At 61.3% G+C, this 25,475-nt stretch carries 18 protein-coding genes; 4 read left to right on the top strand and 14 right to left on the bottom strand.

Annotation, left to right across the window (positions count from 1 at the left end; all coding sequences use genetic code 11):
* Window positions 1-79: 79 nt before the first annotated feature.
* Entirely contained in the window at window positions 80-1,162 is a 1,083-nt protein-coding gene (locus B9Y51_RS07765; protein ID WP_085529333.1) for a YlbL family protein, read from the bottom strand.
* A 227-nt stretch (window positions 1,163-1,389) separates the two neighbouring features.
* Here B9Y51_RS07765 and B9Y51_RS07760 point away from each other — a divergent pair, with 227 nt between their 5' ends.
* On the top strand, window positions 1,390-2,802 hold the full coding sequence (locus B9Y51_RS07760) for a zinc-dependent metalloprotease (RefSeq protein ID WP_048680360.1): 1,413 nt from the start codon (window positions 1,390-1,392) through the stop codon (window positions 2,800-2,802).
* A 76-nt stretch (window positions 2,803-2,878) separates the two neighbouring features.
* Here the strand turns inward: B9Y51_RS07760 and B9Y51_RS07755 are convergent, their stop codons facing one another.
* Complete coding sequence (locus B9Y51_RS07755) at window positions 2,879-3,433, bottom strand: M48 metallopeptidase family protein (RefSeq protein ID WP_085529332.1); 555 nt, start codon at window positions 3,431-3,433, stop codon at window positions 2,879-2,881.
* A gap of 171 nt (window positions 3,434-3,604) precedes the next feature.
* Here B9Y51_RS07755 and B9Y51_RS07750 point away from each other — a divergent pair, with 171 nt between their 5' ends.
* Entirely contained in the window at window positions 3,605-4,345 is a 741-nt protein-coding gene (locus B9Y51_RS07750) for a hypothetical protein (RefSeq protein WP_085529331.1), read from the top strand.
* 11 nt (window positions 4,346-4,356) lie between these two features.
* Here B9Y51_RS07750 and B9Y51_RS07745 read toward each other — a convergent pair whose 3' ends face one another.
* Together B9Y51_RS07745 and nudC are read right to left on the bottom strand one after the other, a co-directional pair.
* Window positions 4,357-6,138, bottom strand: a complete 1,782-nt coding sequence (locus B9Y51_RS07745; protein WP_126855633.1) for an ATP-dependent helicase — start codon at window positions 6,136-6,138, stop codon at window positions 4,357-4,359.
* An 11-nt stretch (window positions 6,139-6,149) separates the two neighbouring features.
* Entirely contained in the window at window positions 6,150-7,121 is a 972-nt protein-coding gene (gene nudC, locus B9Y51_RS07740) for an NAD(+) diphosphatase (RefSeq protein WP_143468029.1), read from the bottom strand.
* Window positions 7,122-7,267: 146 nt separating this feature from the next.
* On the opposite strand from nudC, the gene B9Y51_RS07735 reads away from it, so the two are divergent.
* On the top strand, window positions 7,268-8,422 hold the full coding sequence (locus tag B9Y51_RS07735) for a phosphotransferase (RefSeq protein WP_245826113.1): 1,155 nt from the start codon (window positions 7,268-7,270) through the stop codon (window positions 8,420-8,422).
* On the opposite strand, the gene B9Y51_RS07730 is transcribed toward B9Y51_RS07735, so the two are convergent.
* Complete coding sequence (locus B9Y51_RS07730) at window positions 8,423-12,043, bottom strand: ATP-dependent helicase (protein WP_158088273.1); 3,621 nt, start codon at window positions 12,041-12,043, stop codon at window positions 8,423-8,425.
* Window positions 12,040-15,333: an ATP-dependent DNA helicase gene (locus B9Y51_RS07725; protein WP_245826111.1), complete on the bottom strand. Its 3,294-nt coding sequence runs from the start codon at window positions 15,331-15,333 to the stop codon at window positions 12,040-12,042. Before B9Y51_RS07725 ends, B9Y51_RS07730 begins: the two co-directional genes overlap by 4 nt.
* Before the next feature lie 130 nt (window positions 15,334-15,463).
* On the opposite strand from B9Y51_RS07725, the gene B9Y51_RS07720 reads away from it, so the two are divergent.
* Entirely contained in the window at window positions 15,464-16,189 is a 726-nt protein-coding gene (locus B9Y51_RS07720) for a 3'-5' exonuclease (protein WP_048680370.1), read from the top strand.
* Window positions 16,190-16,297: 108 nt separating this feature from the next.
* Here B9Y51_RS07720 and hemL read toward each other — a convergent pair whose 3' ends face one another.
* The 8 genes from hemL to hemE all read right to left on the bottom strand — a co-directional run bounded on the left by hemL (window position 16,298) and on the right by hemE (window position 25,362).
* Window positions 16,298-17,629, bottom strand: coding sequence for a glutamate-1-semialdehyde 2,1-aminomutase (gene hemL / locus B9Y51_RS07715; protein ID WP_085529327.1), 1,332 nt, complete (start codon window positions 17,627-17,629; stop codon window positions 16,298-16,300).
* A gap of 45 nt (window positions 17,630-17,674) precedes the next feature.
* Window positions 17,675-18,709, bottom strand: a complete 1,035-nt coding sequence (gene hemB / locus B9Y51_RS07710) for a porphobilinogen synthase (protein ID WP_085529326.1) — start codon at window positions 18,707-18,709, stop codon at window positions 17,675-17,677.
* Window positions 18,693-19,532: a uroporphyrinogen-III synthase gene (locus tag B9Y51_RS07705; RefSeq protein WP_048680380.1), complete on the bottom strand. Its 840-nt coding sequence runs from the start codon at window positions 19,530-19,532 to the stop codon at window positions 18,693-18,695. Before B9Y51_RS07705 ends, hemB begins: the two co-directional genes overlap by 17 nt.
* Window positions 19,533-19,576: 44 nt before the next feature.
* Window positions 19,577-20,554: a hydroxymethylbilane synthase gene (gene hemC, locus B9Y51_RS07700; protein ID WP_085529324.1), complete on the bottom strand. Its 978-nt coding sequence runs from the start codon at window positions 20,552-20,554 to the stop codon at window positions 19,577-19,579.
* Window positions 20,551-21,870 (bottom strand): ferrochelatase, encoded by a 1,320-nt coding sequence (locus tag B9Y51_RS07695; protein ID WP_245826107.1) that lies wholly within the window; start codon window positions 21,868-21,870, stop codon window positions 20,551-20,553. The genes hemC and B9Y51_RS07695 overlap by 4 nt, the downstream gene beginning before the upstream one ends.
* Entirely contained in the window at window positions 21,867-22,589 is a 723-nt protein-coding gene (hemQ, locus tag B9Y51_RS07690) for a hydrogen peroxide-dependent heme synthase (protein WP_085529323.1), read from the bottom strand. Before hemQ ends, B9Y51_RS07695 begins: the two co-directional genes overlap by 4 nt.
* Window positions 22,590-22,675: 86 nt before the next feature.
* Window positions 22,676-24,250: a protoporphyrinogen oxidase gene (hemG, locus tag B9Y51_RS07685; protein WP_245826105.1), complete on the bottom strand. Its 1,575-nt coding sequence runs from the start codon at window positions 24,248-24,250 to the stop codon at window positions 22,676-22,678.
* Between the two features lie 5 nt (window positions 24,251-24,255).
* The gene (gene hemE / locus B9Y51_RS07680) at window positions 24,256-25,362 is read right to left on the bottom strand and encodes a uroporphyrinogen decarboxylase (RefSeq protein WP_085529322.1); all 1,107 of its coding nucleotides are present in this window, start codon (window positions 25,360-25,362) and stop codon (window positions 24,256-24,258) included.
* Window positions 25,363-25,475 lie beyond the last annotated feature (113 nt).

Below are 25,475 nucleotides of genomic sequence, written 5' to 3'. Positions count from 1 at the left end.
CGCCGTGACCATCTATTTTGCCTGTTTATGGTGTGCAACTCCACTCATGACGGAGCCCAATCTGCCGCCAGCGCAGGTTTCAGCCGGTGCACTGAGGCAGGCTCGACGGGTCCTCGCCCTGCCCGATCGACTCCACCGCATGCACGGAATCTTTCAAATTACTGACCTTGACAACTTTCATCCCGTCGGGAATATGACCAACGACTTCGTCGCAGTTATCCGCAGGTGCCAAGAACACGGTGGCCCCATCGTCCTTAGCACCAATCATCTTTTGCCGGATTCCCCCGATCGGTCCAACCTTTCCGGAAGTATCGATGGTTCCCGTGCCGGCAAAATGATGCCCGCCGGTCATGTCGCCTTTGGTGAGCTCGTCGATGATCCCGAGCGTGAACATCATTCCGGCGCTCGGCCCACCAACTTGCTCCAGGCCATACTTGACCTGGAATGGGAAGGAATAGTCGGTCTTGAGATACAGGCCGAGTCGATATTGTCCGGAGGAAGAATCGCGCTTCGGTTCAACCGTGACCGTCTGCTCTGCACCTCCGCGAGGTTTATACCCAAGTTTCAAGGGCGCACCCTTGCCATCAGCCAGAGTCTTCTTCAGCTGATCGTAATTTTTGAGGGGGGTTCCATTCACGGAGGTCAAGACGTCGCCGTGATCCAGACGGGCCGCGGCATCATCGGTAGCGCCCATCACGGTCAACGTCGTGGTGTAGTCAATTCCCAGATAGCTCGACGCCGCGGCCTGTGCCGACGACTGGGAGTCCGTCATGTCCGAGGTGTTTTGGGAGCTGACCTGCTTTTGCGTCAATTTGGGATCGTAGAGCGCATCGGACGGCAGAGCCGTACGATCGTGGTCGAGCCAGGCACTCAACACGTTCAAGGCACTGGTCGGACCGTTGGGGCCTCCCGAAACGTACACCGTCGTCATGTCCAGATTGCCGCTGGGTCGATACGTCGGCATCCCCGTAATGGAGATCAGCTGCTGACCCTGATGTTCCCCTATGGTGTTGAACGTCGGCCCCGCCGATTCGGTAACGAACCGCGGAGGCAAGAGAGCGCCCGCCGCCACTAACACGAACGTCACGACCCCTGCGACTGCTCCCCATGTGGGACGTCGCGAACGCCGGGTACGGAGGCGAAGGGTCTGGGGTTTGGGCATGCGCTGGCTCTCTGAACTGGACGGTGAACTGCCCCGCCATCTTAACCCACGGTGGTACCTCTTTCCTGACCTTCCCGTGTTCCTTCCGCGCGACGACACGCTGTGCCATCAGCTGAAATTCAGGCCACTCCCTGACGAGACCCCGATTCGTCCTCTTTAATGGACCCAGAGTAAGAATGCCGTGAGGCGAAGGCAGCCTCGCGGCGACCCATCGACCGCGAGGTGTCATGAGCCCCAACGACCCCTACAACAACGGCAGCAACGATGACCACGAGGAAAACCCCTTCGAGGAGCTGTTCCGCAAGCTGTCCTCGGGTCAAAACATCAATCCGGAAGACTTACAGGGCATGGGTGTACCCATGGACCCGGCCATGATGTCGGGCATGTTTTCCCAAATCCAGGCCATGATGTCCGGAATGAATTCCGACGGTTCCGCAAACTGGGATCAGGCCAGGGCCCACGCCCGGCGACTGGCCACCGCAGAGAATGGTGATCCCGCCGTGTCGAGCACGCAGAAATCTGCGGTTAAAGACGCGGCGCAACTCGCTCAGCTCTGGCTCGACCCCGTCATTGACTTCGACCGTGCCGCCATATCCGACGAGGCATGGTCTCGGAGCGAATGGATCGAAAATTGTTTTGACACGTTCCGCGAAATTTCGGAGCCGGTGGCAAATTCGATCACCGAAGCTATGAGCAACGCCCTGACTCAGCAAATGCCGGAAGAGCTGTCCTCGATGCTCGGCCAGGGCGCGTCCATGATCGGCGGCATGAGCGGAATGATGTTTGCCATGCAGTTGGGGCAGGCTGTCGGCGAACTATCTCAGGAAGTCGTGTCCTCAACCGACATCGGCCTGCCGCTCTCTCCAGGGCGCTCCGCCTTATTGCCGGCTAATGTTGCCGACTTCGGCGAGGGCTTGGACCTTCCGGCCCAGGAAGTCATGCTGTTCCTGGCCGTCCGGGAATCCGCGCATATCCGCCTGTTCCGGGCGAACCCGTGGTTGCGAGAGAACATCCTCGAGCTCATCCAGCGCTACTCGCACGGCATTCACGTGGATACCGACCGTATCGAAGACGCGACGCGCGACATGGATCCTTCGAACCCAGAATCATTGCAGGAAGCATTGAGCGGCGACATCTTCAAACCGACTCTGACCGAGGATCAAAAGGTGACCTTGCGTCGCCTGGAAACCCTCCTGGCCCTGGTTGAAGGGTGGGTCGACCACGTGAGCACCGAAGCCACGAAGAATCTTCCAAGCGCTGCGGCTTTGACGGAGACCCTCCGACGTCGGCGCGCAGGGGGCGGCCCGGCGGAGAAGACTTTTGGTTCCCTGATTGGCCTCGAGTTGCGGCCCCGTCGTCTGCGAGAAGCTTCGCAGTTCTGGAAGGGTTACGAGGAGAATCACGGAATCGTCAAGAGGGACGCTCTGTGGGAGGCCCCGGAGAATCTGCCGACCGATGAGGACCTCGATAATCCGGAGAATTTCGGGACCGAACGCGGTCTTTTGAACGCATCCGACGAGGAGATGGACGCCGCCCTGGAGAAGCTCCTGTCTGGCGGATACGATGACCCAGATTCTTCGGCGGAGGACGACTCAGACGGCCAGGGTCCGAACTCTTCCGGGCCGGCCCCGACCTCCTAAGGCGCCGGCGACGTCGTGGCGCCGCATTCACCCGATGTGACCGGTCGGTTCCTCGCCCCGAGGAGTCGACCGGTCATTATTGCTCGGACCGGGCAAAAATCATCCCGTCCAAAAAGCTTTTCGCCCGTTCCACCTCCGGATATTGCGCCTCGAGTCGTTTAAAACGTGCATCGTGAGATGACTCGATCAGGTGACACAATTCATGATGAATCACGTAATCGAGGACGTATTCCGGAACGCCCTGGAGGTGGTGTGAGATTCGGATGGTTCCCGTGGATGGTGTCGTCGAACCCCATCGAGTGTTCTGATTGGTGACCCACCGAATTTCCCGCGGTTTTACCCTACGATTCAGGTGGGCCGCGGCCAGATGCTCCGCGCGCTCGGCGAGATACGCATCGGTGCGGCTTGGGTCATTCTCGGACCGACGCCTATCCTCCATAAGCCTCGGCAGGAGTCGACTCACATACTGTTCCGCCAAGTCCCGCGAGAGCGTACGAGGCGCCAGCAAGACTATATGTTCGCCTTCCCAACGAGCGGCAACCGTTTTCTTCCGGCGTCCTGAACGTCGAATTTCGACGTCGGGTCGCGACGGGTCTGTGGGGAGCCACTCACGCGGTGTTTCGGCAGGCATTCCCCGAAGTTTACCGGCATGACGTCGACGTCGTCGTGGATACTCACGGCCACCTCGCGTTGTCGTCGCGTGCCCCGCCGGGCGGGGTCGGCATCGACAGATTTCCCGATGCACCACACACATTTCTTCCAAGACCGCTCCGAGAAGGAGACTTCGGCGCACGGTAGATCTATGCACACTCATCGGTTGCCTCATGGTCAAGGTCCGCGTCGACCCACCGTGCGTGGTGGCGCGACGTTACGCGCTCGGATGCCAGGACAACGTCTGAGAGTTCCGCAGACGCTCTTTATCGGGCTCCCCGGGCGAATCGCCGACGCCGTCACGTCCTTAGCGGTGAACGGTGAAGGATTGCCCTGGCTGTTGGACCGAAGCGCCGTGAATTCGACCGATCTCTTGGCCGAGAGCTATCGTCCCTTTCACCGCGAGCGCCCCCGGTCCTTGTGCTTGGAGCAGTCGCTCGTTGCGCTCGTGCCGGAGGTCTTATCCAGTTCAGGCGTGCGGCCGGAGGACCGGTATCTCTCGGACCTATGCCGCGACGAGACCGCCAACGATCTGCGTCAGAGACTGCACGGCCTGGTTATGCGGCCCGACGTCGTCGTGTGGACCGCGTGGGCCGGTCAACGGGAAGAGTGGAACGTTCCGGTGGCGCCGGATGTGCGGTGCCTTCAGCTCTATCACGACGCCGCTGCGAGGGTGACGTCGTGGGGCGTCGTTCCGTGGGCCAAACGCCGTTGCGGTGATTGCCTTGAGGCACTCGCCTCCACTGCATCACGACAAGAATTCCTCTCGGTTGAGGAGATCGTGACGCGAATAATCAGTGCTTCCACGCGACAAACTGAGGCACTGAACTATGCGGCTACCGGAGAGCACCCCGTCCTCGACGGCTGCTCGTGCTGGTGGGGCGGCTTCTAACGTTCCCTCCCCTACTTCTTAGTTCGAGGAACGATGTCGTCCACGAATCGCGAGCGCTTTCGGTGGGCTCGGCCGCCCGGCGTTCGAGCCAACGACCAGCTCAAGGAGAGCCGTTCTCGAGCGCGAGTAATTCCGACGTATAAGAGCCGGCGCTCTTCGTCGACTTCGTCTGCCGATTGCGCGAAGCTGATCGGCATGAGGCCTTCGCTGAGGCCACAAAGGAATACCGCATCCCACTCGAGCCCCTTGGCCGAATGGAGGGAAGCTAAGGTCACCCCGTTCATCACCGGTGCGTCCTGGTGAGTGATCCGTCGGGCCAGATCTTCCACGAGCATATCCAGTGTGAAGGGGCCCTCTTCTTCGCCGTGTTCGGCACGGTGTGCCGCCTGAAGTCTGTCCGCCAAGGAAACGAGCGCGGACAAGGACTCCCATTTGGCACGTACCGACCCTGTAGAGGCCGGGGGCTGATCCTTATAGCCCAAGGAGGCGAGGCAGTCTCGCACCACTTTCGGTGCCGGCTCGTCTCCGGCGGCCCGGGCCGCCGAACGGATCTGCAAGATCCCCTGCTTTACCTCAGGACGGTTGAAGAATTTCTCAGTCCCCCTCACCTGATATCCGATCCCTGCGTCCGTCAGAGCTTGCTCAATCGCTTGCGACTGGCCGTTGGTGCGGAAGAGAACCGCGATGTCCGCCGGGGCGACGCCATCCTTGGTGATGAGATCCGAGATGTCTTCGGCAATTCCCGTCGCCTCTTGTTCGTCGTCTGGATATTCAAACCAGTCGGGTTCGGGTCCAGCGGGACGTTGCGCTCGTAGTTCAAGGGGCGGCGCCCATGCTCCGGGTGTTGAATCCCGGCCTGGACGACGCGCGGTCAACAGCTTATTGGCGAGATGTACGACTTGAGGGGTGGAGCGGTAGTCCCTCACCAACGAGATGACTTTTCCGTCAGGATGTTTCCGTGGAAAATCCAAGAGGTGTCGAGAGGTTGCACCTGTGAACGAATAAATGGTCTGAGAAGCATCTCCAACCACGCACAATTCCTCACGCCCTCCCAGCCAGCAGTCCAGGAGTCGCTGCTGGAGGGGCGAGACGTCCTGATATTCGTCGACGACGAAGTGTCGGTATTGTTGCCGCACCGAAGCCGCGACGGCGTCATCTTCTTCTAAGATCGCGACGGTCGCCAAGAGGACGTCTTCAAAATCGATCGCGTTGCGTTCCGTCTTAAGATCTTCGTATCCGCGCATGATTCGGGCCATGCTCGACGGGGTGAATCCACTCGGAAGTTCCCGGCCTCCAAAGTGCTCTTCGGCGGTATCCGGCGTCAGCATGGAGACCTTGGCCCATTCAATGTGGGACGCGAGGTCTCGCACCACGGCGCGATCCGTGGAAAAGCGTAGACGGCTAGCGGCTTCCGAAATGTATTGGGCCTTGCCCGACAGCAGTTGTGGCGGGGTCCCTCCGACCGCTTGGGGCCAGAAGTATTGCAATTGCCGCAATGCCGCCGCGTGAAACGTACGTGTTTGCACCCCGACGGCGCCAAGAGCACGAAGCCGCTGTCGCATCTCATTGGCAGCTCTTGCCGTGAAGGTCAGCGCCAGAACACGTTGGCCAACATAAGCGCCAGAGGCGATTCCGTAGGCGATGCGGTGAGTAATGGCGCGAGTCTTACCGGTTCCCGCACCCGCGAGGACGCACACCGGACCCTGCAGACTTGTGGCCACTTCTCGTTGCTCTGGGTCCAAACCCTCGAGGATCTGATCCGGGTCCGGCGCATTGGCGGACGGCATCGTCATGCCTTCAGTTCTCAGTTTTCGCTTCCTTTCTCGGTCCCGGCTCGTCCCAAGACGGTCTTCTTTGTTGGTAATGACTCGCCAAACCAAGCAGCAATGAGGTGGTGCGCGATGGAGGTTTCGTCCGGGAGAGTCACCTCACCTCGATGTAGCGCCTCCGTGAGCTCGTCCCTGGTGAACCATCGGACCCGTCGGATTTCCGTTCCATCGGCGGCCGCAGTATTCAGACTCGCTGCATGTGCCATGAACCCGACCATGAGCGATCTCGGAAAGGGCCACGGTTGCGACCCCAGGTATTCGGCGTGGTCGATGTCTACCGATGACTCTTCGTAGACTTCTCGACCGATCGCGGCTTCGAGAGACTCTCCCGCTTCGACGAAACCCGCAAAGGTTGAATATCTATCCTCCGGCCAAGCCGCTGAATTCCCCAGAAGCAAACGGTCGACGGATTCTTCGTCTGTGTGAACGACGGCGCAGATCACCGCCGGATCCGTTCGGGGGAAAATTTCCCGTCCCTCAGCATCACACGTTTGCGACCATCCGCCCGGATCTGGGGTCGTCGTTGACCCGCACGCCGGGCAAAAGGCATTGGCGTCATGCCAGTTCATCAAGGCCAAGCCGACGCTCAACCAGGTGCTGTCGTGCCGACTCAAAACGGGAGCGGCTTCGCGTAATCCCAGCCACGATGATTCGCTGTCCTTCTCCGCGTCACCGGCATCCGACGCTTCCGGCCAAGGGTCACCCGCTTGGAGATCTTCCGTTGCATGTCGCGCCGGCCGGGCAAGGAGCAGGTGACATGCGTCGTCGTCCAGTCCAAGATAGGCGACGACGTCGTGGTTCTCGTTGATGGTTCCCCATACCAGCTCAGCGTGATCGGTGGAATCCCACCGAACCCGAGCACGGCCCCCATCAATCAGAAGGACACGCGTCGCCTGATCGCTCAGGGCTGAATCCATGGTGACTCGGCGGGGCGCCTCGTCTCCCATGCGGCGAATCGGATAGGTTCCCAACAGATCTTCACCGAGAGGAGGTATGGGCTGTGTTACTAAACGAGGTGGCACGTGATCAGCTTGCTTCCATGTCTCTCTTGTACTCTGAACAGGTGAAATTAACACCGTTAACGTTAGCCGCTATGGCCTCGGCTGGAGTGCCGGGCCTCTTCCCCGTGGCCGCGTCCCCGTACGAGGAAGACAATCCGGACTATGCGTCCGCTGTGGTCCTCGACTCTGCGCGTCAGCGGTGGATTGTTCGGGCCCCTCAGAATCACGAGGCCAGTGTGCGCCTCGAGTCTGAGCATGTGATTTTGCATTCTTTTTCGCCCGGGCTCCGTGCACGCCTGCCCTTCCAGCTTCCCACCGTGGTTGGTTCAGCCTCGAGCCAAGGGCTTCAAACTTTCGTGTACCCCGAGGTCCCCGGGGAAGTTCTCGATATTGAAGAACTCGCCCGACGGTCCCACGTGGTGACGCCGGAACGAGATCCGCTCTCCACCCAGCTGGGCAAAGTCATTGCGACGATCCATACACTTCCTGCGGAGCTGGTCCAAGAGGCCGACCTGCCCATGTACTCCCATGAGCAATGTCGTAAGCGCATGCTCTCCGAGCTGGACCGTGCCGCCAGCACCCGGAAAGTGCCTTCCGCTCTCCTGCGGCGGTGGGAAGCCTGGCTCGAAGACGAAAACATGTGGCAGTTCCGCCCGACGGTGGTCCATGGTGACCTCTCCGAGGACAACATCGTCTTGGATGGAACGCGGCTTTCCGCGGTTCGAGGTTGGCACGACCTTCACGTGGGCGACCCCGCACTGGATTTCTCATGGTTGATGAGTTGCCCCGACCAAGAATTTGCCGACGCGATCATTGAGGTCTATTCGGTACAGCTTCCGCACGCTCCCGACCGGTATTTATTGCGTCGTGCATACCTTCACGCTGAATTCGCCATAGCTCAGTGGCTGATTCGTGCCACGGAGCAGCGCGATCAGGACACGATCCGGGAAGCCGTCTCGATGTTGGAGGATTTGGAAAGCGACCTTCGTGCCTCGGGTGCCCTGGACTCCCCCACGACGCGCCCGACGACGGATGGAACGAGCACCCACAGCGAGTCGTCGCCCGACAAAACATCGACAAGGTCTGACCGAGGTAACGATCAGCCGACCTCATCGGTGGGAGTGCTCGTGGGGGCCGTCGCTTCGGGCAGCGGGTCCTCAAGGGCTCGGGTCGTCGACACGCCCTCTGAGGAGCCCAGGTCTGTTCCGACCTCGGGTCATTACCGCAATCGCGAGGGACGGTCGTAGTTACTGCTCCGACCCCTTCAATCGATCCAAGATCCTGACCAAGTCGTCTTCCCCGGAGATCTCCGGTGGCACCACCGTTTTCCCGTGTGCCACGTAAAAGAAGGATGCGGAGACGTGATCCAGATCGATGTCGTGAAGCTTGGAAAACCCTAGCCGATACACGGCAAGCTGAACCGACTTGTGCTCCAGCTCGACGCCGTGGGGCACCTTGCCGGTCTTCCAGTCCACGAGTTCCCAGCGGGTTTCTCCCAGCTCGTCGTCGTACCGAAAAACAGCATCGATTCGTCCTCGCACCGTGAACCCGCCGACCGGCGTCTCTAAGGGATACTCCACAGCCCACGGTTGCCTGTCGTGCCACGGGCTTTCCCGGAAGCGTGCCTTCAGCTCTTCGACATCCGAATCGACGGGATCCAGTTCCTCAGATTCGACCTCACCGAGGTCCAACATTCCCGTAGACCCGTAGTGTTCCTCAACCCATTCGTGAAACCTTGTCCCCGATCGAGCCGTTGCTTCTGGACGACGAGGCATGGGGCGTTCCAGCTGTTCCAAGACCCTATCCGGGTCCTGGGACAATCCGACCAGAAGAGAGGCACTCACGTGTTTCGGCACGACCAGTTCGGGCTGCTGCTGCTCTCGCGCCCGGTACATGGCCAGCAAAAGATTGGTTTCTTCCTCCCAGTCTTCCGCCTGTTTCGTATCCTCTGATGTCGCTTCGTCTGGGAGCGCTTTGGCCTCGCCCGTGCCGGTTAGGTGCTCGAGCACGCGATCCGCGGCCCGTTGTACTTCGTCACGCCGTGATGCAACCGGCCCTGGGTCGAGGATGTTCTCTCCGTGGTCGGCGGTCATTGTCAGTGCGTTGAGGTCTTCCTCAGATTCCCACTCGCTGACATACGGCCGTGTTAGCGGGTCCCATGGCCAGAGGGCCGCGAATATTCGGCCGCTCTGAGGGTTAGCGTCCCCGCCTTCTGGCTTCGGCGCCTCGGACAACCATTCGGCGCGAATTCCTGGAGACGCCGGCTCCTCCGTGATCTCTACGAGGAAGCGAGACGTCTCAAAGGGCTTGGCTTTGGCCCGCCCCCACCAGCTCGAGCTCAACATGACGACGTTTCGAGCCCGGGTGACGGCCACATATGCCAAGCGTCTCTCTTCTCCGATCGTCCGCTCGAGATTCTGTTCCGAGAAGGTGAGTCCCGATGTTTCTAGCTCCTGAGTTGAACGTGCTCGAAGGTCCAAGACGGGAAGGTGCTCCGAGTCGCCCCGCAGTTCCCAGGGCAAGGCTCCCGGGTCGGAGTACCAGGCGTCCGCGGTGTGCGATGGAAAGCCGCCTTCGACCATCCCTTGGAGATACACTTCATCCCATTCCAAGCCCTTAGAACCGTGAACGGTCACGATGTTCACCGCCGTGGGATCTGCCACGCCGACGGGCAACGGAAGCCCGCCTTCTTCAGCGATTGCGGCCTCTAGCCACGCCAGAAAGGCGGTAACTCCCGTGGCCGAAGACGTCACCGTATAACGGTGCTCCTGAGTGTCCGGCATGACGAGTTCGTCGCTACCACTCTCTACCCTCGCTTGGGCACTCGCATCGATACTTGCCGCCAGTCGCGGCGCCGTCGAACAGTATTCGGCCACCGCTTCGTAGAAGGCGTCGAGGTTGGCGCGGGCCTCGTGGTGGTCGGCCCCCGGCTTTGAGGTGAGCTCGAGATCGAGCATGGTGACCCGCTCTATGTGGTGCAGGAGAGAAGTGAGGTCTTCTCCGAGAAAACCTCTCAATTCCTCCAACTCTCGGTGGAGGCGACCGAGCCGCTCCCGAGCCTCCGACGAAAGGCTTCGACCTGCGCGGGATGTCCACCCCTCGGCTGGGAGTGTTTCAAGGGCTTCGATCAGGCTCGACCCATCGCTGGCCTCCCGCCCGGCCTTGAGCAGTTCTTCCAACCGCTCCTTGGCTTCCGTGGAAGCGCTTTTGCTGACGTCCGGTCCAGCGAGGTCCTCCTCGCCGTCGACCAAACCTTCGGGTGTGGAGAGGTCTTCCTGTATGCCGAGACGAACGGCACGCTCCCGGCGTCGTGCCAAAAACCTCGCCCAGTCATGGAGTGCCATGGCGTCCTGAGGACCAATGCGCCATCGTGCCCCGGCGAGCAATCGCATCAAGGCATCGGATCGACTTGGGTCTGAGAGTACTCTCAAGATGGCCAGCATGTCGGTGATTTCCGGGGTTTCCACGAGGCCCCCGAGACCCACGACGTGATAGGGGATGCCTTGCCGTTCGCATTCCAACCGAACCGTTTCCATGTGCCGACGGGCGCGGCACAAAACCGCCACTGTAGGAAGGCCCTCCCCCACGCGCACCGCGTCATCACGGTGTTCTTTGATCTTGGAGACGATGGCCTCAGCTTCTGCTTGATCGGTCTCCCATACACCCGCGAGAACCCTGCCGTCTGGTGCATCCGGTCGAGGCCTGAGACGGGGCACCGCAGGACCTTGGGCAGACCGCACCCATTCGGGCCGTTCGGAAAGCGGCTGAGCGATGTCGTTCGCGGCCTCAAGGATCCGGGCCCCGTTGCGCCAGGCAACGGACAAATAGGACGGATCGGGAGTATCTGAGGGAAAATATCGATAAAAATCGAAGAGTTGGCCTTCAGAGGCGCCTCGGAAACCATAGATGGATTGCTTGGGGTCTCCGACGGCCATCACGCTGTGGCCGCCCCCAAAGATGCTGGAAAACAGCACCATTTGCGCGTGCGACGTATCTTGGAATTCGTCCAAGAGAACAACGCGGTACATGTCGCGCTGTTCTTCGCCGAGCTTGTCGACGCCACGCGCCATGGTCGCGGCGTACGCGAGCAAGTCCCCAAAATCCATCACTTGCATGGCCTCTTTGACGCGACGATATCGTTCGGTGAGACGTGCCACGAGCAATTTCTGCTCGAGTTTTTCGACGAGGGTCCCGCGGAGTTTCTCTTCTTTTTTCAGTTGCTTGGGATGAGTGTTCGGCATCTCCCGAAGAACGGTCAGCGATTCCTCACAGTATGCCTCGACTTCTGCCGGGGTCTTGAGATGCTCCGCGCACTCCCCGGAAAGCTTAATGACGGCTTTGACGAGGGTCGATGCCGCGGGGATGGTCGTGGGCAGTTCCCCTTCCCAATGCTCGACAATTTGAGCAGCCAGTTGGAAGCACTGGGATGGGCCGAGTTGCGCCGCGTCCTTTTCTATCCCGATGCGGAGACCGTAGTCAGAAACGATCGATTTTGCGTACGAGTGGTACGTACTGATTGTGGGGTCCAGAGTGGGCTCGTCGGCATCGGCAACGGGTTCGTACAGTCCCGCCTCCCGCAATGCCGCTAATCGGTGGATCATTCGGTGACGTAGCTCGGCCGCCGCCTTCTTGGTAAAGGTCACGCCCAGCACTTCGTCCGGGCGAACGACGCCGTTGACGACGAGCCACACGACGCGATCCACCATGGTTGCGGTTTTCCCAGAGCCGGCACCCGCGATGACCAGTCGCGGTGAGAGATCGGCACTGATGATCTCTGACTGCTCGGGGGTTGGTAGAGGCTGTTGGAGCGCGCGAGCGATATCTTCCGGGCTATAACGCGGTGAACTTGTGAGCATCTGGTCGTTCACGGTTGGGTGACCTGCCTTCCTGCAGAACACAACGGGCAAATTTCGGGGAGCCGACATCCGCGGGAAAAAGGACCCGAGGCGGCGTCGTCGTGACGTGCTTGGAATCGCGAATGCGCAATGAGTTCCGCGCAGCGCTGCACGAGCTCAACGGCCCAGGAATCTTCCGCAACGAGCGGCGCTTGCTCCTGCACGCCGTATCCCTTGGTTCCGGTGCCTAGCTGGACCAAGGCGGCCCCACCCGAAAGGTGTGTCAACGACGCACCTTTCAAGGTCAAGGTCTCCGGTTCCGAGGATGCGTCCGCCATGTGGGGCCCGACTCCGGCGTCGAGAGCCACCTGATATGCCGCCAATTGCGGGTGGCGTTCCAAATCTTTGCGGGATGGAGCAGATTTACCGGTCTTGAGATCGATCACGACAAATCGGCCAAGCTCGTCGACCTCCAGCCGGTCCACACGTCCCGTCAGGATCGCGTCTCGTGCCGGGCCCGGCACGAGAACGCTAAAGGATCCCTCAACGCCCGCAAGCCGTCTACCGAATTTCAGTCGAACGTCGACCGCATACGCGGCAAATTTCTCCAGCATCCGAACGGCCCGTTGATAAAGAATGTCTGTTTCCCACGTATCCGGTAATCCCAGGGTGGCGAATCTCCGGTCGAGTTCCGCGCGTAATTCATGACTTGGTGCCTCCGGAAAATCCTGGGCTATTTCGTGAATGAGCGTTCCCAAGGAACGAGAGCTGTCGGTGGCCGCCTCCGCCCCTGAGGCGCTGACGAACCAATCCAACGGAGACGATGCAATGGATTCGAGTCTCGATGGGGATAGAGTGACCGGTTCATCGGGATTCAAAGCCTCTGCCTGTGACGACAGGGGCAACAGCCCCCACCAATCCCTGGGATGGGCCCCAGATATGGCGGGCTCCCCCGATTCTGTCGATTCCCGCGCGATGCGAGCCAGCTGCCGTGCAGCTTGCTCGGCCTGGATGGGGTTCTCTGTGGTCTGCGCCGACCGACGCAATTCAGCGATCAGCCCCCTCAGTGTCATGGGCCGGCGTACCCGAACAGGCTCAAGATCGATCATGCGTAGCGGGTCGACGATATCGAGGAATTCGCTCGGTTCTTCTTCCTCATCAGTGACCGCGCTGACGATCAGCCGTGATCGGCTGCGGCTGATGGCCGTTGCGAACATTCTGAGTTCGTCGTAGCGGGTCTCGCGCAGACGCACGCGTCGAGTCATGCGTTGGGCCTGTTCGATGCCGAGAAGCACGACGTCGGACAGTTCCGGCGTGCTCAAGAGCCCGCCGCGAAGAGTGGTGTTCGGCCACGAACCCTGCTGAACTTTGGCAACGTGCACCCAATCCCATTCGCGCCCCGCTGCAGAAGCGGGAGTCGTCAGTGAAACCGCGGCTCGGCCAGGTGTACGAGGCGCCAGCGTATCCATGGGGAGATCTTGGCTATCGATGTACTCCAAAAATTCCCGAGCGCCAGCCCCCGGCTGCTGATCGACAAATCGTTCGGCTGCTTCAAACAAGCCCAGCATCGCATCGAGATCTCGGTTGGCTCGCTGGGCCGCCGGGCCTGATCCTTGGGCCGCACGTCGCCATACCGAGGCAAGCCCGCTAGCTTCCCATAATGCCCACAACACCGAGTCGGCGGTGGCCCCGGGCTCGCTCATCGCGCGTCGTCCGGCGCTGAGCACACGACGTATCCGTTCCAGAGGATCCTCACCATGACGCAGAGTTCCCCGAGGCTCCCGTTGATCCACTCCCAGCGCCGAATCGGTGCCCCTTTCGGGTTCACGATTCAGCGCTTCCACCATCAATTCATCGCTCGAACGATGGCCGCCCCGGCGGAGTTCATCGGACCGAAGGGCTTGCCGAATGCGACGAATACGGTTGGGACTCGCTCCTCCCAGCCTCGAGGTCAGGAGACTCAGCGCCTGGGTAATTCCGGTATCTCCTGGCTCGCCACTGGCAAGCCACAAGGCATCCAGAAAGGGCCGTACGGCGGGTTCTTCCCGGACTGGCGTCTCGGCCACGGGAACCGTCACGGGAATTCCGTCCGATTCCAGGTGCCGTTTGACGGCTGCCAAGGATGATCCGTCACGAACGATGACGGCCATGTCGGCCAGGGGGCGGCCTCCCCGAATATGTTCTTCGAGGATCCCCTGCGAAATGAGCCGAAGTTCGTGCTGAGTACTCGGTGTCAACACGATATTCAGCGACGCTTCGGATTCGCGGGCCACGGCCTCTGGAACGGCAGGCAACTCGCGTTCGTGACGGGCGTGAGCGACCACCGGAACTCGTTCGCCGATGCGCCGCACCGCCGCCGCAATCACCGGAGGGAGTCGGTATTGTGCAGATGCCTGTCGGACTTCCAACCGTGAATAGGCAGGCAATCGCTCGTCGAGCTCCGAGAGCAATTCGGGCCGCGCCCCACGGAAACCTTGGACCACGGTATCGGTGCAGGCCGTCATCAGGATTTCCGGCGGCGTCGTGGCAGCCGCCGGTGCGAGAGCCGAGAGCAGGCGGAGGATGGCTGGCGTGGCTTCTTGGAGGTCATCCACCAGGACCAACCGAATCCTCTCGTGCTCCCGCCGCACAAAATCGGGGTGGCTTTCGACGAAGGAAGCTGCCTCGTGGATCAAAGCGGAGGGGTCAAAAGCCTGAGGCATTCGGAGACGCCGCAATTGGTCGTATTCGGCCCGAAAGTCTGCCGCAGCGACCCACTCGGGATGGTTCAGTGAGAGCCCTAGCTCGCGTACGTGATCCGACGACAGATCGAATTCGGCGCACCGATCCAAAAATTCTCGAATTTCCCGCCGGAAACCCCTCGTACCGATGGCCTCGTGGAGGTCAGCGGGCCAATCAGGAGCCGACCCTAGGCCCCGCGCGTGCGCTTCGAGCATCTCGCCGATCAGGACATCTTGTTCCGGACCAGCCAGAAGCCGCGGTTCCGTAGAGACCCCGGGAAGCAACCCTTCGGCATGTGCCCGGCGAAGGATGTCGAATGCGTACGAATGCCACGCCCGTGCAGGGGGCGTCGAAACGGCAGCTCCAATAGCCTCGGAGAATCTGTCTCGGAGTCCGTCGGCCGAAGCCCGAGTTGGCGCCAGCATGAGGATTTCCTCGGCGGCACCCGCCGATCCAGCATGCATGACATATTCACGGGCGCGCTGGATCAAAGTCTCGGTTCGGCCGCTACCGGGAGGACCAACGACCAGAACCGCTCCGGCGGCCGACGGCGCAGAATGCATGCGCTCGGGTGCTGATGGCTGCTGATTCTGAGGGCTCATAGAACCATCACACCACGCGGGACTGACAAGTTAAGGACTTCGACGCGGGGTGAGCCGCGTGCCTGCCGCCCGTTCTCCCTTCCGACGGATTCATGGGCTTCCACGTCCCAGTTCCGGGTACGGTGGACCCATGACGATCCACAACACCAGCGCCGCACGCCCGTGGACCCAAGGGCCACGCGCGACCTTCGACTTGGAAACCACCGGGCCCAATCCGAGAACTGCTCGGATCGTCACCGCTTCGTTGATTCTGGTTGGGCCGGATGGAACGGTGCTACGGCACGGGGAATGGCTCGCGGACCCGGGGGTTCCCATTCCTGAAGAGGCCGCGGCCGTTCACGGCATCTCCACCGAATACGCCCAGGAACACGGGGCGCCCCTGAAACAGGTCGTTTACGAGTTGGCGTCGGCCATCGGGGGCTTATTCTCCGACGGAGTCCCGATTTTCGCGTTCAATGCCGTCTATGACTTCACGGTCCTGGACCGTGAACTCCGCCGCTTCGAGCTTCCGGAATTGGCCCCTTTCCCCGTACTCGACCCGTTGGTGTTCAACAAGAAGGTCGACAAGTATCACAAAGGAAAACGCACGCTGACCAACCTCTGCGAGGAATACGGCGTCGTCTTGGACAACGCACACACGTCAGCCGCGGATTGCCTGGCCACGGAGCGATTGGCGACCGCCATGACCCAAAAATACCCCAAACTCGATCTGCCCGCCGGCGAGCTCCACGAACACCAAATCTCGTGGGCTAAGGAACAGGCCGCGGACCTGCAGGCCTATTTCGACAAGATCGGCAAGCAGACCACGGTCAATGGCGACTGGCCTGTCCAGCCCGAGCGCGAACGGCACACATAGCTAAACACTTCGGTCTACCGGCTTCACGAGTCATGCTGGCCAGAAACAGAGAAGCCCAGGTCACCGTCCGGAATAAGACGGTGCCCTGGGTCCTCCACACCTACTGATTTAACGGTTTGCACCGGCGGCCGCTCGAGCCGCGGCCGGAAGCGCCGAAACGATGCGATCCATCGCGGCGTCGTCGTGGGCTGACGAGAGGAACCACGCTTCGAACGGCGACGGCGCCAGGTAAACGCCCGCGTCCAACATCGAGTGGAAGAACGCCGAGTATCGATATGACTCGGACGCCTTAATGTCGTCGTAATTGTGGACGCCATTGCGGCCCGTACCAAAAGCCAGCGAGAAAATGTTGCCAGCGGTCTGAATCGAGTAGTCGACTCCTTCAGCTTCCAGGGCAGCCCCGATTTCCCGACGAAGCTCATGTGAGGCCCGGTCAATAGTGGCGTAGGTCTGGCCCGTCGCGTGACGGAGCGTCGCGATGCCTGCCGCCACGGACAGCGGATTTCCTGACAGAGTGCCCGCCTGATACACGGGGCCGGTGGGTGCCAAGTACTCCATGATTTCGCGTCGTCCGCCCAGAGCAGCAATGGGCATGCCGCCGCCGATCACTTTGCCGAAGGTGAAAATGTCCGGGGCCCATCCGCCTTCGTCTCCCGAGGTGAGACCCCAATATCCGGCCGAGGAAGCACGGAATCCGGTCAGGACCTCGTCGAAAATCATGAGGGCACCGTGTTCTTGGGTCAGGCTCCGCAGGCCTGCGTTGAAGCCCTCGTTCGGGGTCACCACACCCATGTTGCAAGGAGCCGCTTCGGTGATCACCGCCGCGATCTCGCCCGGGAACTTCTCGAAAGCGGTCCGCACGGCGTCGAGATCGTTATAGGGCAGAACGATGGTTTCCGCCGTCGTCGCCGCCGTAACCCCAGCCGATCCGGGCAGAGACAGTGTGGCAACACCCGACCCTGCTTCCGACAAGAGGGCATCGACATGGCCGTGATAGCAACCAGCGAATTTGATGACTTTGTCGCGACCCGTGTAGCCGCGTGCCAAACGGATCGAGGTCATCGTGGCCTCGGTACCAGTAGAGACCAGCCGGAGCTGATCGATCGCGTTGCCGTCTCCGGCGGCACGATTGATCCGGTCGACGACCGTCTCGGCAAGTTCGGCCTCCCCCACCGTACTGGCGCCAAAGGACAAGCCGTGATCGACCGCCGCATGAACCGCTTCGATGACCGGCTCGTATTTGTGGCCCAGCAATGCCGGCCCCCAAGAACCCACCAGGTCCACGTATTCACGACCATCCGCATCCCGGACATACGGGCCATCCGCATCGACAATGAACGGTGGCACCCCACCGACCGAGTTGAACGCGCGCACCGGCGAGTTCACTCCACCGGGAATCACCCGGCGCGAACGATCAAATAATTCTTCTGAGACGGTCACGTCGTCCTCCTGCAATTGGTTTGTTTAGTTTCGGGCGGTCGGTGCTTAGCGCTGTCCCGCAGCAAGCCAGCCCGCGACTTCGGTTGCGTAATACGTGAAGATCACATCAGCGCCGGCCCGACGAATGCCGGTCAGAATCTCAAGGATGAGCCGTTGACGGTCGACCCATCCATTGGCGGCCGCGGCCTCAATCGTCGCGTACTCGCCCGAGACTTGGTAAGCGGCAACGGGCACGGGGGAAAAATCCGCAACTTCCCGCACGATATCCAGGTAGGACATGGCGGGCTTGACCATGACCATGTCCGCGCCCTCGTCCAGGTCGAGCTGAGTCTCCAAAAGGGACTCACGCCGATTGGCAGGGTCTTGTTGGTAAGTCTTTCGGTCGCCTTGCAATGAGGAGCCGACGGCGTCACGGAAAGGCCCGAAGAAGGCAGAGGCATATTTGGCGGAGTACGCCATGATGGAAACGTCCTCGAAGCCTTGCGAGTCCAGTGCCGACCGGATGCCCGCGATCTGACCATCCATCATTCCTGAAGGGCTGACGACATGGGCACCCGCCTGCGCTTGGGCCACGGCCATGCGCTCGTACAGTTCCACGCTGCGGTCGTTGTCCACCACGACGTCGCCAGTCGGGCTCTTCACGATCGGACCGCAATGGCCATGATCGGTAAATTCGTCGAGGCACGTGTCAGCCATGACGATCACTCGGTCACCGAATTCTTCACGCACGGCGCGGATAGCCCGGTTCAGAATCCCCTGAGGATCCCATGCCACCGATCCTTCGGCGTCTTTGTCCTCGTCACGCGGGACGCCAAAGAGGTCAACGCACTTCACCCCAGCATCTACGGCCTCGTGAACCGCATTGACCAGGGACTCGAGCGTGTGCTGGTACTGGCCCGGCATGGAGGTGATCTCGACTGGCTCATCGATGCCGTCCCGCACGAACAGAACCTGGATCAAGTCCTCAGCGTGCAGGCGGGTTTCCGCGACGATATCTCGCATGGCGGCCGAGTTTCTGAGCCTCCGCGGTCGGCGGGTGAGGTCAAGTCCTTGTCGCGTTGCGTCATACTTCACGTTCATCACTACTTTCTCTCCTACTACGTTCGTTGTGCTCAAGGCTCAAGATCTCGGCGACGGATCGTGCCAAGTCCTCAGGTTTCGTGCCCTGGGACGTCACAAAATTCACTCCACGTTTTTTCGCGACGGCGGCGGTCGTGGCTCCTATACACACCACCGGAACCGTCAGGTTTCCTAAGGAGCACAGGGCCTCCAAGAGTTTGGGAGATGTCGCAATCACCGCAGAAATCATTCCGTTGGCCACGTAATCTGCCGTTTCGGAGCGGCCCACAACAATGGGGCTTTCTGCCGTCGGTTCAGGGCGCGGGATCAGCGGTGTGTCTACGGGATACGGCCGCCTCTCATAAACAACGGCGTCGGTCACGTGGTGTCCAGCCGCTCGCAATCCGTCGCCCAGCTCCGGACGGGCTGGACGCCCTTGAACGCACAGAATGGACCTCCCCGGTTCCTCTCCCAAGAACTGTTTGAGTTCGGCGACCATTCCCTGGCCACGGTGTGTGGACGCGGTCCGGGGCTCACCCAAGCCTGCCTCGATGGCTGCGGTTCGAGTCGCGGGGCCCACGCACCACACGGATCCAGCAATTTCTCGAAAATCCGTGCCCCCGGGGGCCCTCCGGCAGACATCCACCAAACCCCAAACGCCATTGGCGCTAGTCAGGGTGAGGACGTCATAGGGACCACCGGTGATGGATTCGAGTGCGATCTTGAAACCATCACCACTAACGGGGCGGGCCTCATGGAGCGGGGACAAGACCGGTTCCACGCCGTATTCACGCAAGAGATCGACGAGCGGCCCGGCCCGCTCAGGCCCACGGGTGACCAGCACCCGTGGGGTTCCCGTGCGCCCGGCGTTTCGGCTCCCGACGCCGCTCAATCCAGGGTCAACTCCGTGAATCGTCCGGCGCCGCGCTCCAGGAGAAGTTCGGCGACCTCCGTGCCGAGCTGAACGGCGGATTCGACCGAGGCATTCGCGGCCTGACCGCGCTCCCTCAAAGATTCGGTTCCCCGAGGATGCGCAACCACGGCATCGAGGATGAGCTCGTTATCGTGGATTTCCGCATGCGCTCCAATCGGTGCGGCACAACCAGCTTCGAGCCTCAGCAGCAACGAGCGCTCCGCGATCACGGCGATCTTGGTCGAGGCATCCTCGATGACGGACATTGCTTGGAGAACGTCGTCAGGAGTATCCCCGGTGCGGTACTCAATCGCGAGGCATCCCTGACCGGCGGCCGGCAGAACTCGATCGACGTCGAGGAACTCGGTCGCGACGTCGGCCAAACCAAGACGTCGAAGGCCCGCCGCGGCAAGTACCACGGCATCGAGGTCGCCGTGGGTTCCCCGGCCAACTCCCGAATCTCGCGAGGCGAAATGTTCCAGGCCTCGAACTCGGGACAGCCGCGTACCGACGTTGCCGCGAATATCAGTTACGGTGCAGTCCGGACGTATCGCGCGAATCTGCGCGGCACGGCGGGGCGATCCGGTACCGATGGTCGCGCCTTCCGGCAGGTCGTCAAGGTTGAGCCTGTCGCGGCCCACCAAAGCGTCCCGAGGATCCTCTCGGGGCGGATATGCCAACGATAGTTTCCCGTCGAAGAGGTCTTTCGTCGGCAGGTCCTTCAACGAGTGCACGGCCAGATCAACATCACCCTCCAGCAGCTGCTGGCGGAGCGCTGCCGCGAAGACCCCGGTGCCCCCGAGCTGCGCCAGCGGACCTGAGGTGACGTCACCGGTGGTAGTCACCGTCACGAGCTCCGCGGGAACTCCGGCTGCGGTCAGCAGGTCTGCAACGTGCTGTGACTGCGTCGTGGCCAGAGTCGAGGCTCGTGTGCCGACCAAAACGGGACTCATACGGTGGTGGTTTCCTCTCGAACGGATCCGTCGTATTCGGCGATGACAGGCTTTCGCGCGGCCGCCCGCGCGGGAAGGCAACAGTCAGGATCGCACCGGTCAAACCAGCCTTTGCCACCGCACGCGGAGGGCCTGGCCTCCTCGAGAATTCGAGGATCCCGCGAGGTGGCGGTTTCCGTGTGGCGTTCCGCGATGAGATCTCTCAAGGAACGCACGTACGCAGGGTGCGTCCCTGGCGTCGGAACGCGGACGGCCTGGATACCGAGCTCGTCGCAGGTCTCCATCGCTTCGGTATCCAAGTCCCATTTGACCTCCATATGGTCGGAGACGAATCCGAGCGGAACCATGACGACGCCGTCGACCGTGCCCTTTAATGCCTCGAGAGCATCGTTGATATCGGGCTCCAGCCATGGAGTGGACGGCGAGCCCGACCGGGACTGATAGGCCAATTCCCAGTCGCAGTTATCGAGCAAATGTGAATCCTCTGCCTCGACTCCGCGCAAGATTGCCCGCGCAGCTTCGAGGTGTTTCTCAACGTAGGCCGAACCACCCTCATACTCCACGCCTCGCGGGCCGGCCTCGTTGGCAGCCGTCGTCGGGATCGAGTGGGTACAAAAGACGATGCGGATCCGGTCATGACCTGCGGCAACCTTCGACGCCTCAGCGATCTTGGTGCGGACCTCCCGCAGCCCCGATGTGAGCCCGTCGACGAAAGACTCGATGAAGCCGGGTGCATCGTAATGCTGCCGGAGCTTGTCGATCTGCATCTCTCCCGTGAGTCCCAGTTCTTCGAGGGCAACGCCATAGTCCTCCCGATACTGACGGCAACTCGAATAGCCTGGATACGCGCTCGTCGCCAAGACCAGCAACTTGCGGTAACCCCGCTCGTGAGCATCTTTCACCACGTCAGCGACGTACGGCGACCAGTTTCTGTTGGCCCACAAGACCGGCACATGTGGGCCGTGCTCGTCCAGCTCTGCTCGGAGTGCCTCGAGAAGACGACGGTTCTGCTCGTTAATCGGGCTCACGCCTCCGTTGGCCCGGTAGTGGGTGGCCACTTCTTCGAGTCGTTCGTCCGGAATGCCACGACCGGCAGTCACATTACGCAAGAACGGGATGACATCGTCCTGTCCCTCGGGCCCGCCGAAGGAGGACAGAATGATGGCGTCGTAGTCCTCGGGAGCCTGTGCCCGGGGGCGGTCGATGCTCCGCTCGGAGACCATGTCGGTGGTCGCGTCCAGGGTGCTCGGACCATTGGTCGCCGTATTTTCCGGATCTGTCCGATTGGGAATCGGGGCGGTGTCGAATTGGCTCATCGAAGGACCTCGATAGCTTCGGCAGCATCGATACGACGACCCGTGTAGAACGGCGTCTCCTCCCGCACGTGAAGCCTCGCCTCGGTGTTCCGGAAATGCCTCATCAAGTCCACGAGATCCACGAGTTCCGGGGCCTCCAGGGCCAAAACCCACTCATAATCGTTGAGGGCGAACGTTGCGATGGTGTTCGCCAAAACCTGTGGGTAGTCGCGGCCCTTCATCCCGTGATTCTTGAGCATTTCGGACCGGTGCTTCTCGTCCATGTAATACCAGTCCCAGGACCGAACGAACGGGTACACGCAGACCCACGCCTCGGGGTCGATGCCCTTTGCGAAGGATGGTGCGTGGTTACGAGTGAACTCCGCGTCGCGGTGCACGCCCATGGTGGACCAGACGATGTCGGTACGTGAAAGCGCTCGGGTGCGACGCAGCTGACGCACGGCTGCTTGGAGATCCTCAGGATTCTCGCCGTGTGTCCATACCATCACGTCGGCGTTCGCCCGCATGCCGGAAACGTCGTAGAGGCCTCGGACGGTTACGCCCTGGGCCTCGAGGTCCTGCAAGGTCTGGTTCAGTTCGTCGACGTCGGCCTGGCTCTCTGAGACGTCAGCTTCTGAACCGCGACGAGCGAAAACGGTGTAGAGAGCATAGTAGAGACGATCATCGCCGGTAGCGGCCCTGGAGTTTCCGGAGACGCTTTCCGTCTTGTGCTCAGTCATTGCTGATGTGTCCTTTCAGTCACGGCGCCCCAGCCTCGGGACGCATTCAGTATCAAACGGTGCGGGTCCTGGCGAACCCGAGGCGTTTAGCGGTGGTGTCCCGACGTTTCGACGTCGCCGGGCTCAAGATCGAGCTCTTCGATGGCGGCACGCGTATCGGGGACCAGCGAGGCGAGGCCCGTACCAGACAGCCAGGCCCCCACCGCAGCGACCCGGTTGAGCGTCGAAAGACTCTTCCGAAAAGACGTGACCTTTTCTTTGTGGCCGATCGAAACCTTGGGCATCGCCGACTTCCAGCGGACGACGTCGGCATCGATGAGATGCTTCCGTCCCAAGCTGGTGCCCATAATGCGCGAGGCATCGTGCAGGGCCAGGCTCATGAGTTGTTCGTCGGAAAGAGTGAGTTCCGTAATGGACTGTCCCTCGGAGGTGTGACCTCGTCCGTAGGAGAGCCGCAAGACATGACGGTTCTCGCCAACTCTCTCGGCGATCCAACGCCACTTGGCGGAGGCATGAGTCAACGCCTTGGCCCGCACATTGCGCACCTGGTCGCTGACCAAGACACCTGTCCCCCGAGGCGGGGTATTCAACACGGGAGCGTCCACCACGAGTGTGACCAGGGCAATTTCCGGTCCGCGACGCACGTCAGGGAGGAGGTCACTATCCAAATGGGGTCCCAGCAATCGCACTGCCGTTGGGCCGTCCGTCGCGAGGACCAAGACATCGGCCGTCAGGCCGGCGCGTTTGCCCGCAGACCCTTCTTGACGTCGGATCGCGATCCAACTCTGTGTCACCTCGTCGCGGTCGATGGCGATCACATCGCACCCCGCGAAGAGGCGCACGCCTCTCTTCGTGAGGTCTTGCACCAAAGCCTCCGACAACTGATTCATGCCACCGACCAGACTGCCGACCTGGGTTCCGGCAGGTGCGTTTGACCGCAGCACCGCCGCAGAGGCTCCGAGGGACCCATACGTCTTGATACCTTCTCGGAGACCAGGCGCCACCGTGTCGACGTCGAGCTCATCCGGATGCGTCGAGTGGATGCCCATCGTCACGGGCGCAACCAACCGGTCCACGATTTGTTGTCCCATGCGGGCTCGGACGAGTCCGCCGAGGGTACGTTGATGCGTGCCTACGGTCGGCGGTAGGTGACGGTCCATGCTCGCGCGACGGCGGCCCATGGTCGTCAGCGTCCCTCGAAGTTCGGGATCCTGAGGGTTGGCGGGGATACCGAGAATGCCCGAGGAAGGCATGCGGGTAGGACCATTCGGGAGGTACAACCACGAGCCGTATTCGTCCGGGGTGGTTCGCAAGTCGGTGAGGCCAAGGTCAGAAATCAGGTTCTCGACGGAGCCATTTCGGGTCGCGTACGACTCAGCTCCGGAGTCCAGAACAATTCCGGCAACCTGATGGGCACCCACGGCACCCCCGAAATGGTCGCGGGCTTCGGTGACCACCACGCGCAAGCCCCGTTCTGCCAGCTCCCTCGCCGCCAGCAAACCAGAGACGCCACCCCCAACAACCAACGCGGTACGAGCCGTACGCAAAGGTTGATGCACCTTATGTTCCGGCTCCGGGGAAGATCCGCTCATCGACGCCCGCGGGCCATGATTCATGGTCCGGGCGCCGGCCTGGGTGCTGTTGTCGGGTGATGATGCCATGGGCGCTAACTTTCGTGAATGAATTCGACGAGTCGTGTCAGCACGGTCGGGTCCGTGCTCGGTGGTACTCCGTGGCCAAGATTGACGATATGCGCCGCGGCGTCCCTCCCCTTCGAGAGTACGTCCACAGTGTGCTTTTGGAGAACCTCCCACCCGGCGTCGAGCATGGCCGGATCGATGTTTCCCTGGACGGGTGTCTCGGGCCCGAGGCGCCGCGTGGCTTCGTCCAGATCGAGTCGGTAGTCAATGCCCACCACGTCCCCGCCCGCTTCTTTCATGGCCACCAAAAGTTCGCTACTTCCGGTGCCAAAGTGGACGCGCGGAACCCCGTACGCTTCCACGGCCTCAAGGGCCAACGCAGAATGGTGCATGACGTGCGCACGATAGTCGCGCTCCGAGAGAGAACCGGCCCAGGAATCAAAGAGCTGAACCGCACTGGCACCAGCTTCCACCTGCGCGGCGAGGAACTGTCCGGAAACACGGGCCACCCAGGAGGCCAGCGCATTCCAAGCCTCGGGGTCCCGATGCATCATGGTGCGCGGCCCCAGATGATCACGAGATGATCCGCCTTCAGCCATGTATGCGGCCACGGTGAAGGGAGCTCCCGCGAATCCGATGAGCGGGGTGCTCCCCAATTGATCGACGGCTCTGCCCACAGCCTCGCGAATCGGATCGAATGCTTCATCTGGGATCTCAGGAAGAGACTCAATGTCGCGAAGCTCACGGTACGGTGACCCCATGACCGGCCCCCGGCCAGGGACGATGTCGACATCCACGCCGGCAATCTTCAACGGGACCACAATGTCCGAGAAGAAAATGGCCGCGTCCACGCCGTGTCGTCGCACGGGTTGCACCGTGATCTCGGCAGCGAGCTCAGGATCGAGACAGGCCTCCAACATATTGGTCCCCTCGCGTGCTGCCCGATATTCGGGGAGGGAACGACCGGCTTGTCTCATGAACCACACGGGAGGGTGTTCCGGTCGATCGCCGGCCATCGCACGAATCATCGGGGAATGCGCCGTCCCGGCCGCACGCAAAGGATGGGAGGGGGCCAATCGGGAGAGTTGCGCATCTGTCAGCAACGCGCGTCGCTGAGGGGTTGAGATCGTCATAATGCCTCCATTGTGCCAACTCATGGGCATGTTTTTGTGGACAGGTTGTCAGCACGAGACTCCGCCACAATCGTGCTCCACATTCATTTCACAGGACCATATTGCGTGGCTAT

It is taken from the genome of Kocuria massiliensis (assembly GCF_900169715.1).
GTDB lineage: Bacteria > Actinomycetota > Actinomycetes > Actinomycetales > Micrococcaceae > Rothia > Rothia massiliensis.
Note: the sequence above shows the minus strand (reverse complement) of the source record. Positions and strands in the feature narration are given on the sequence as shown.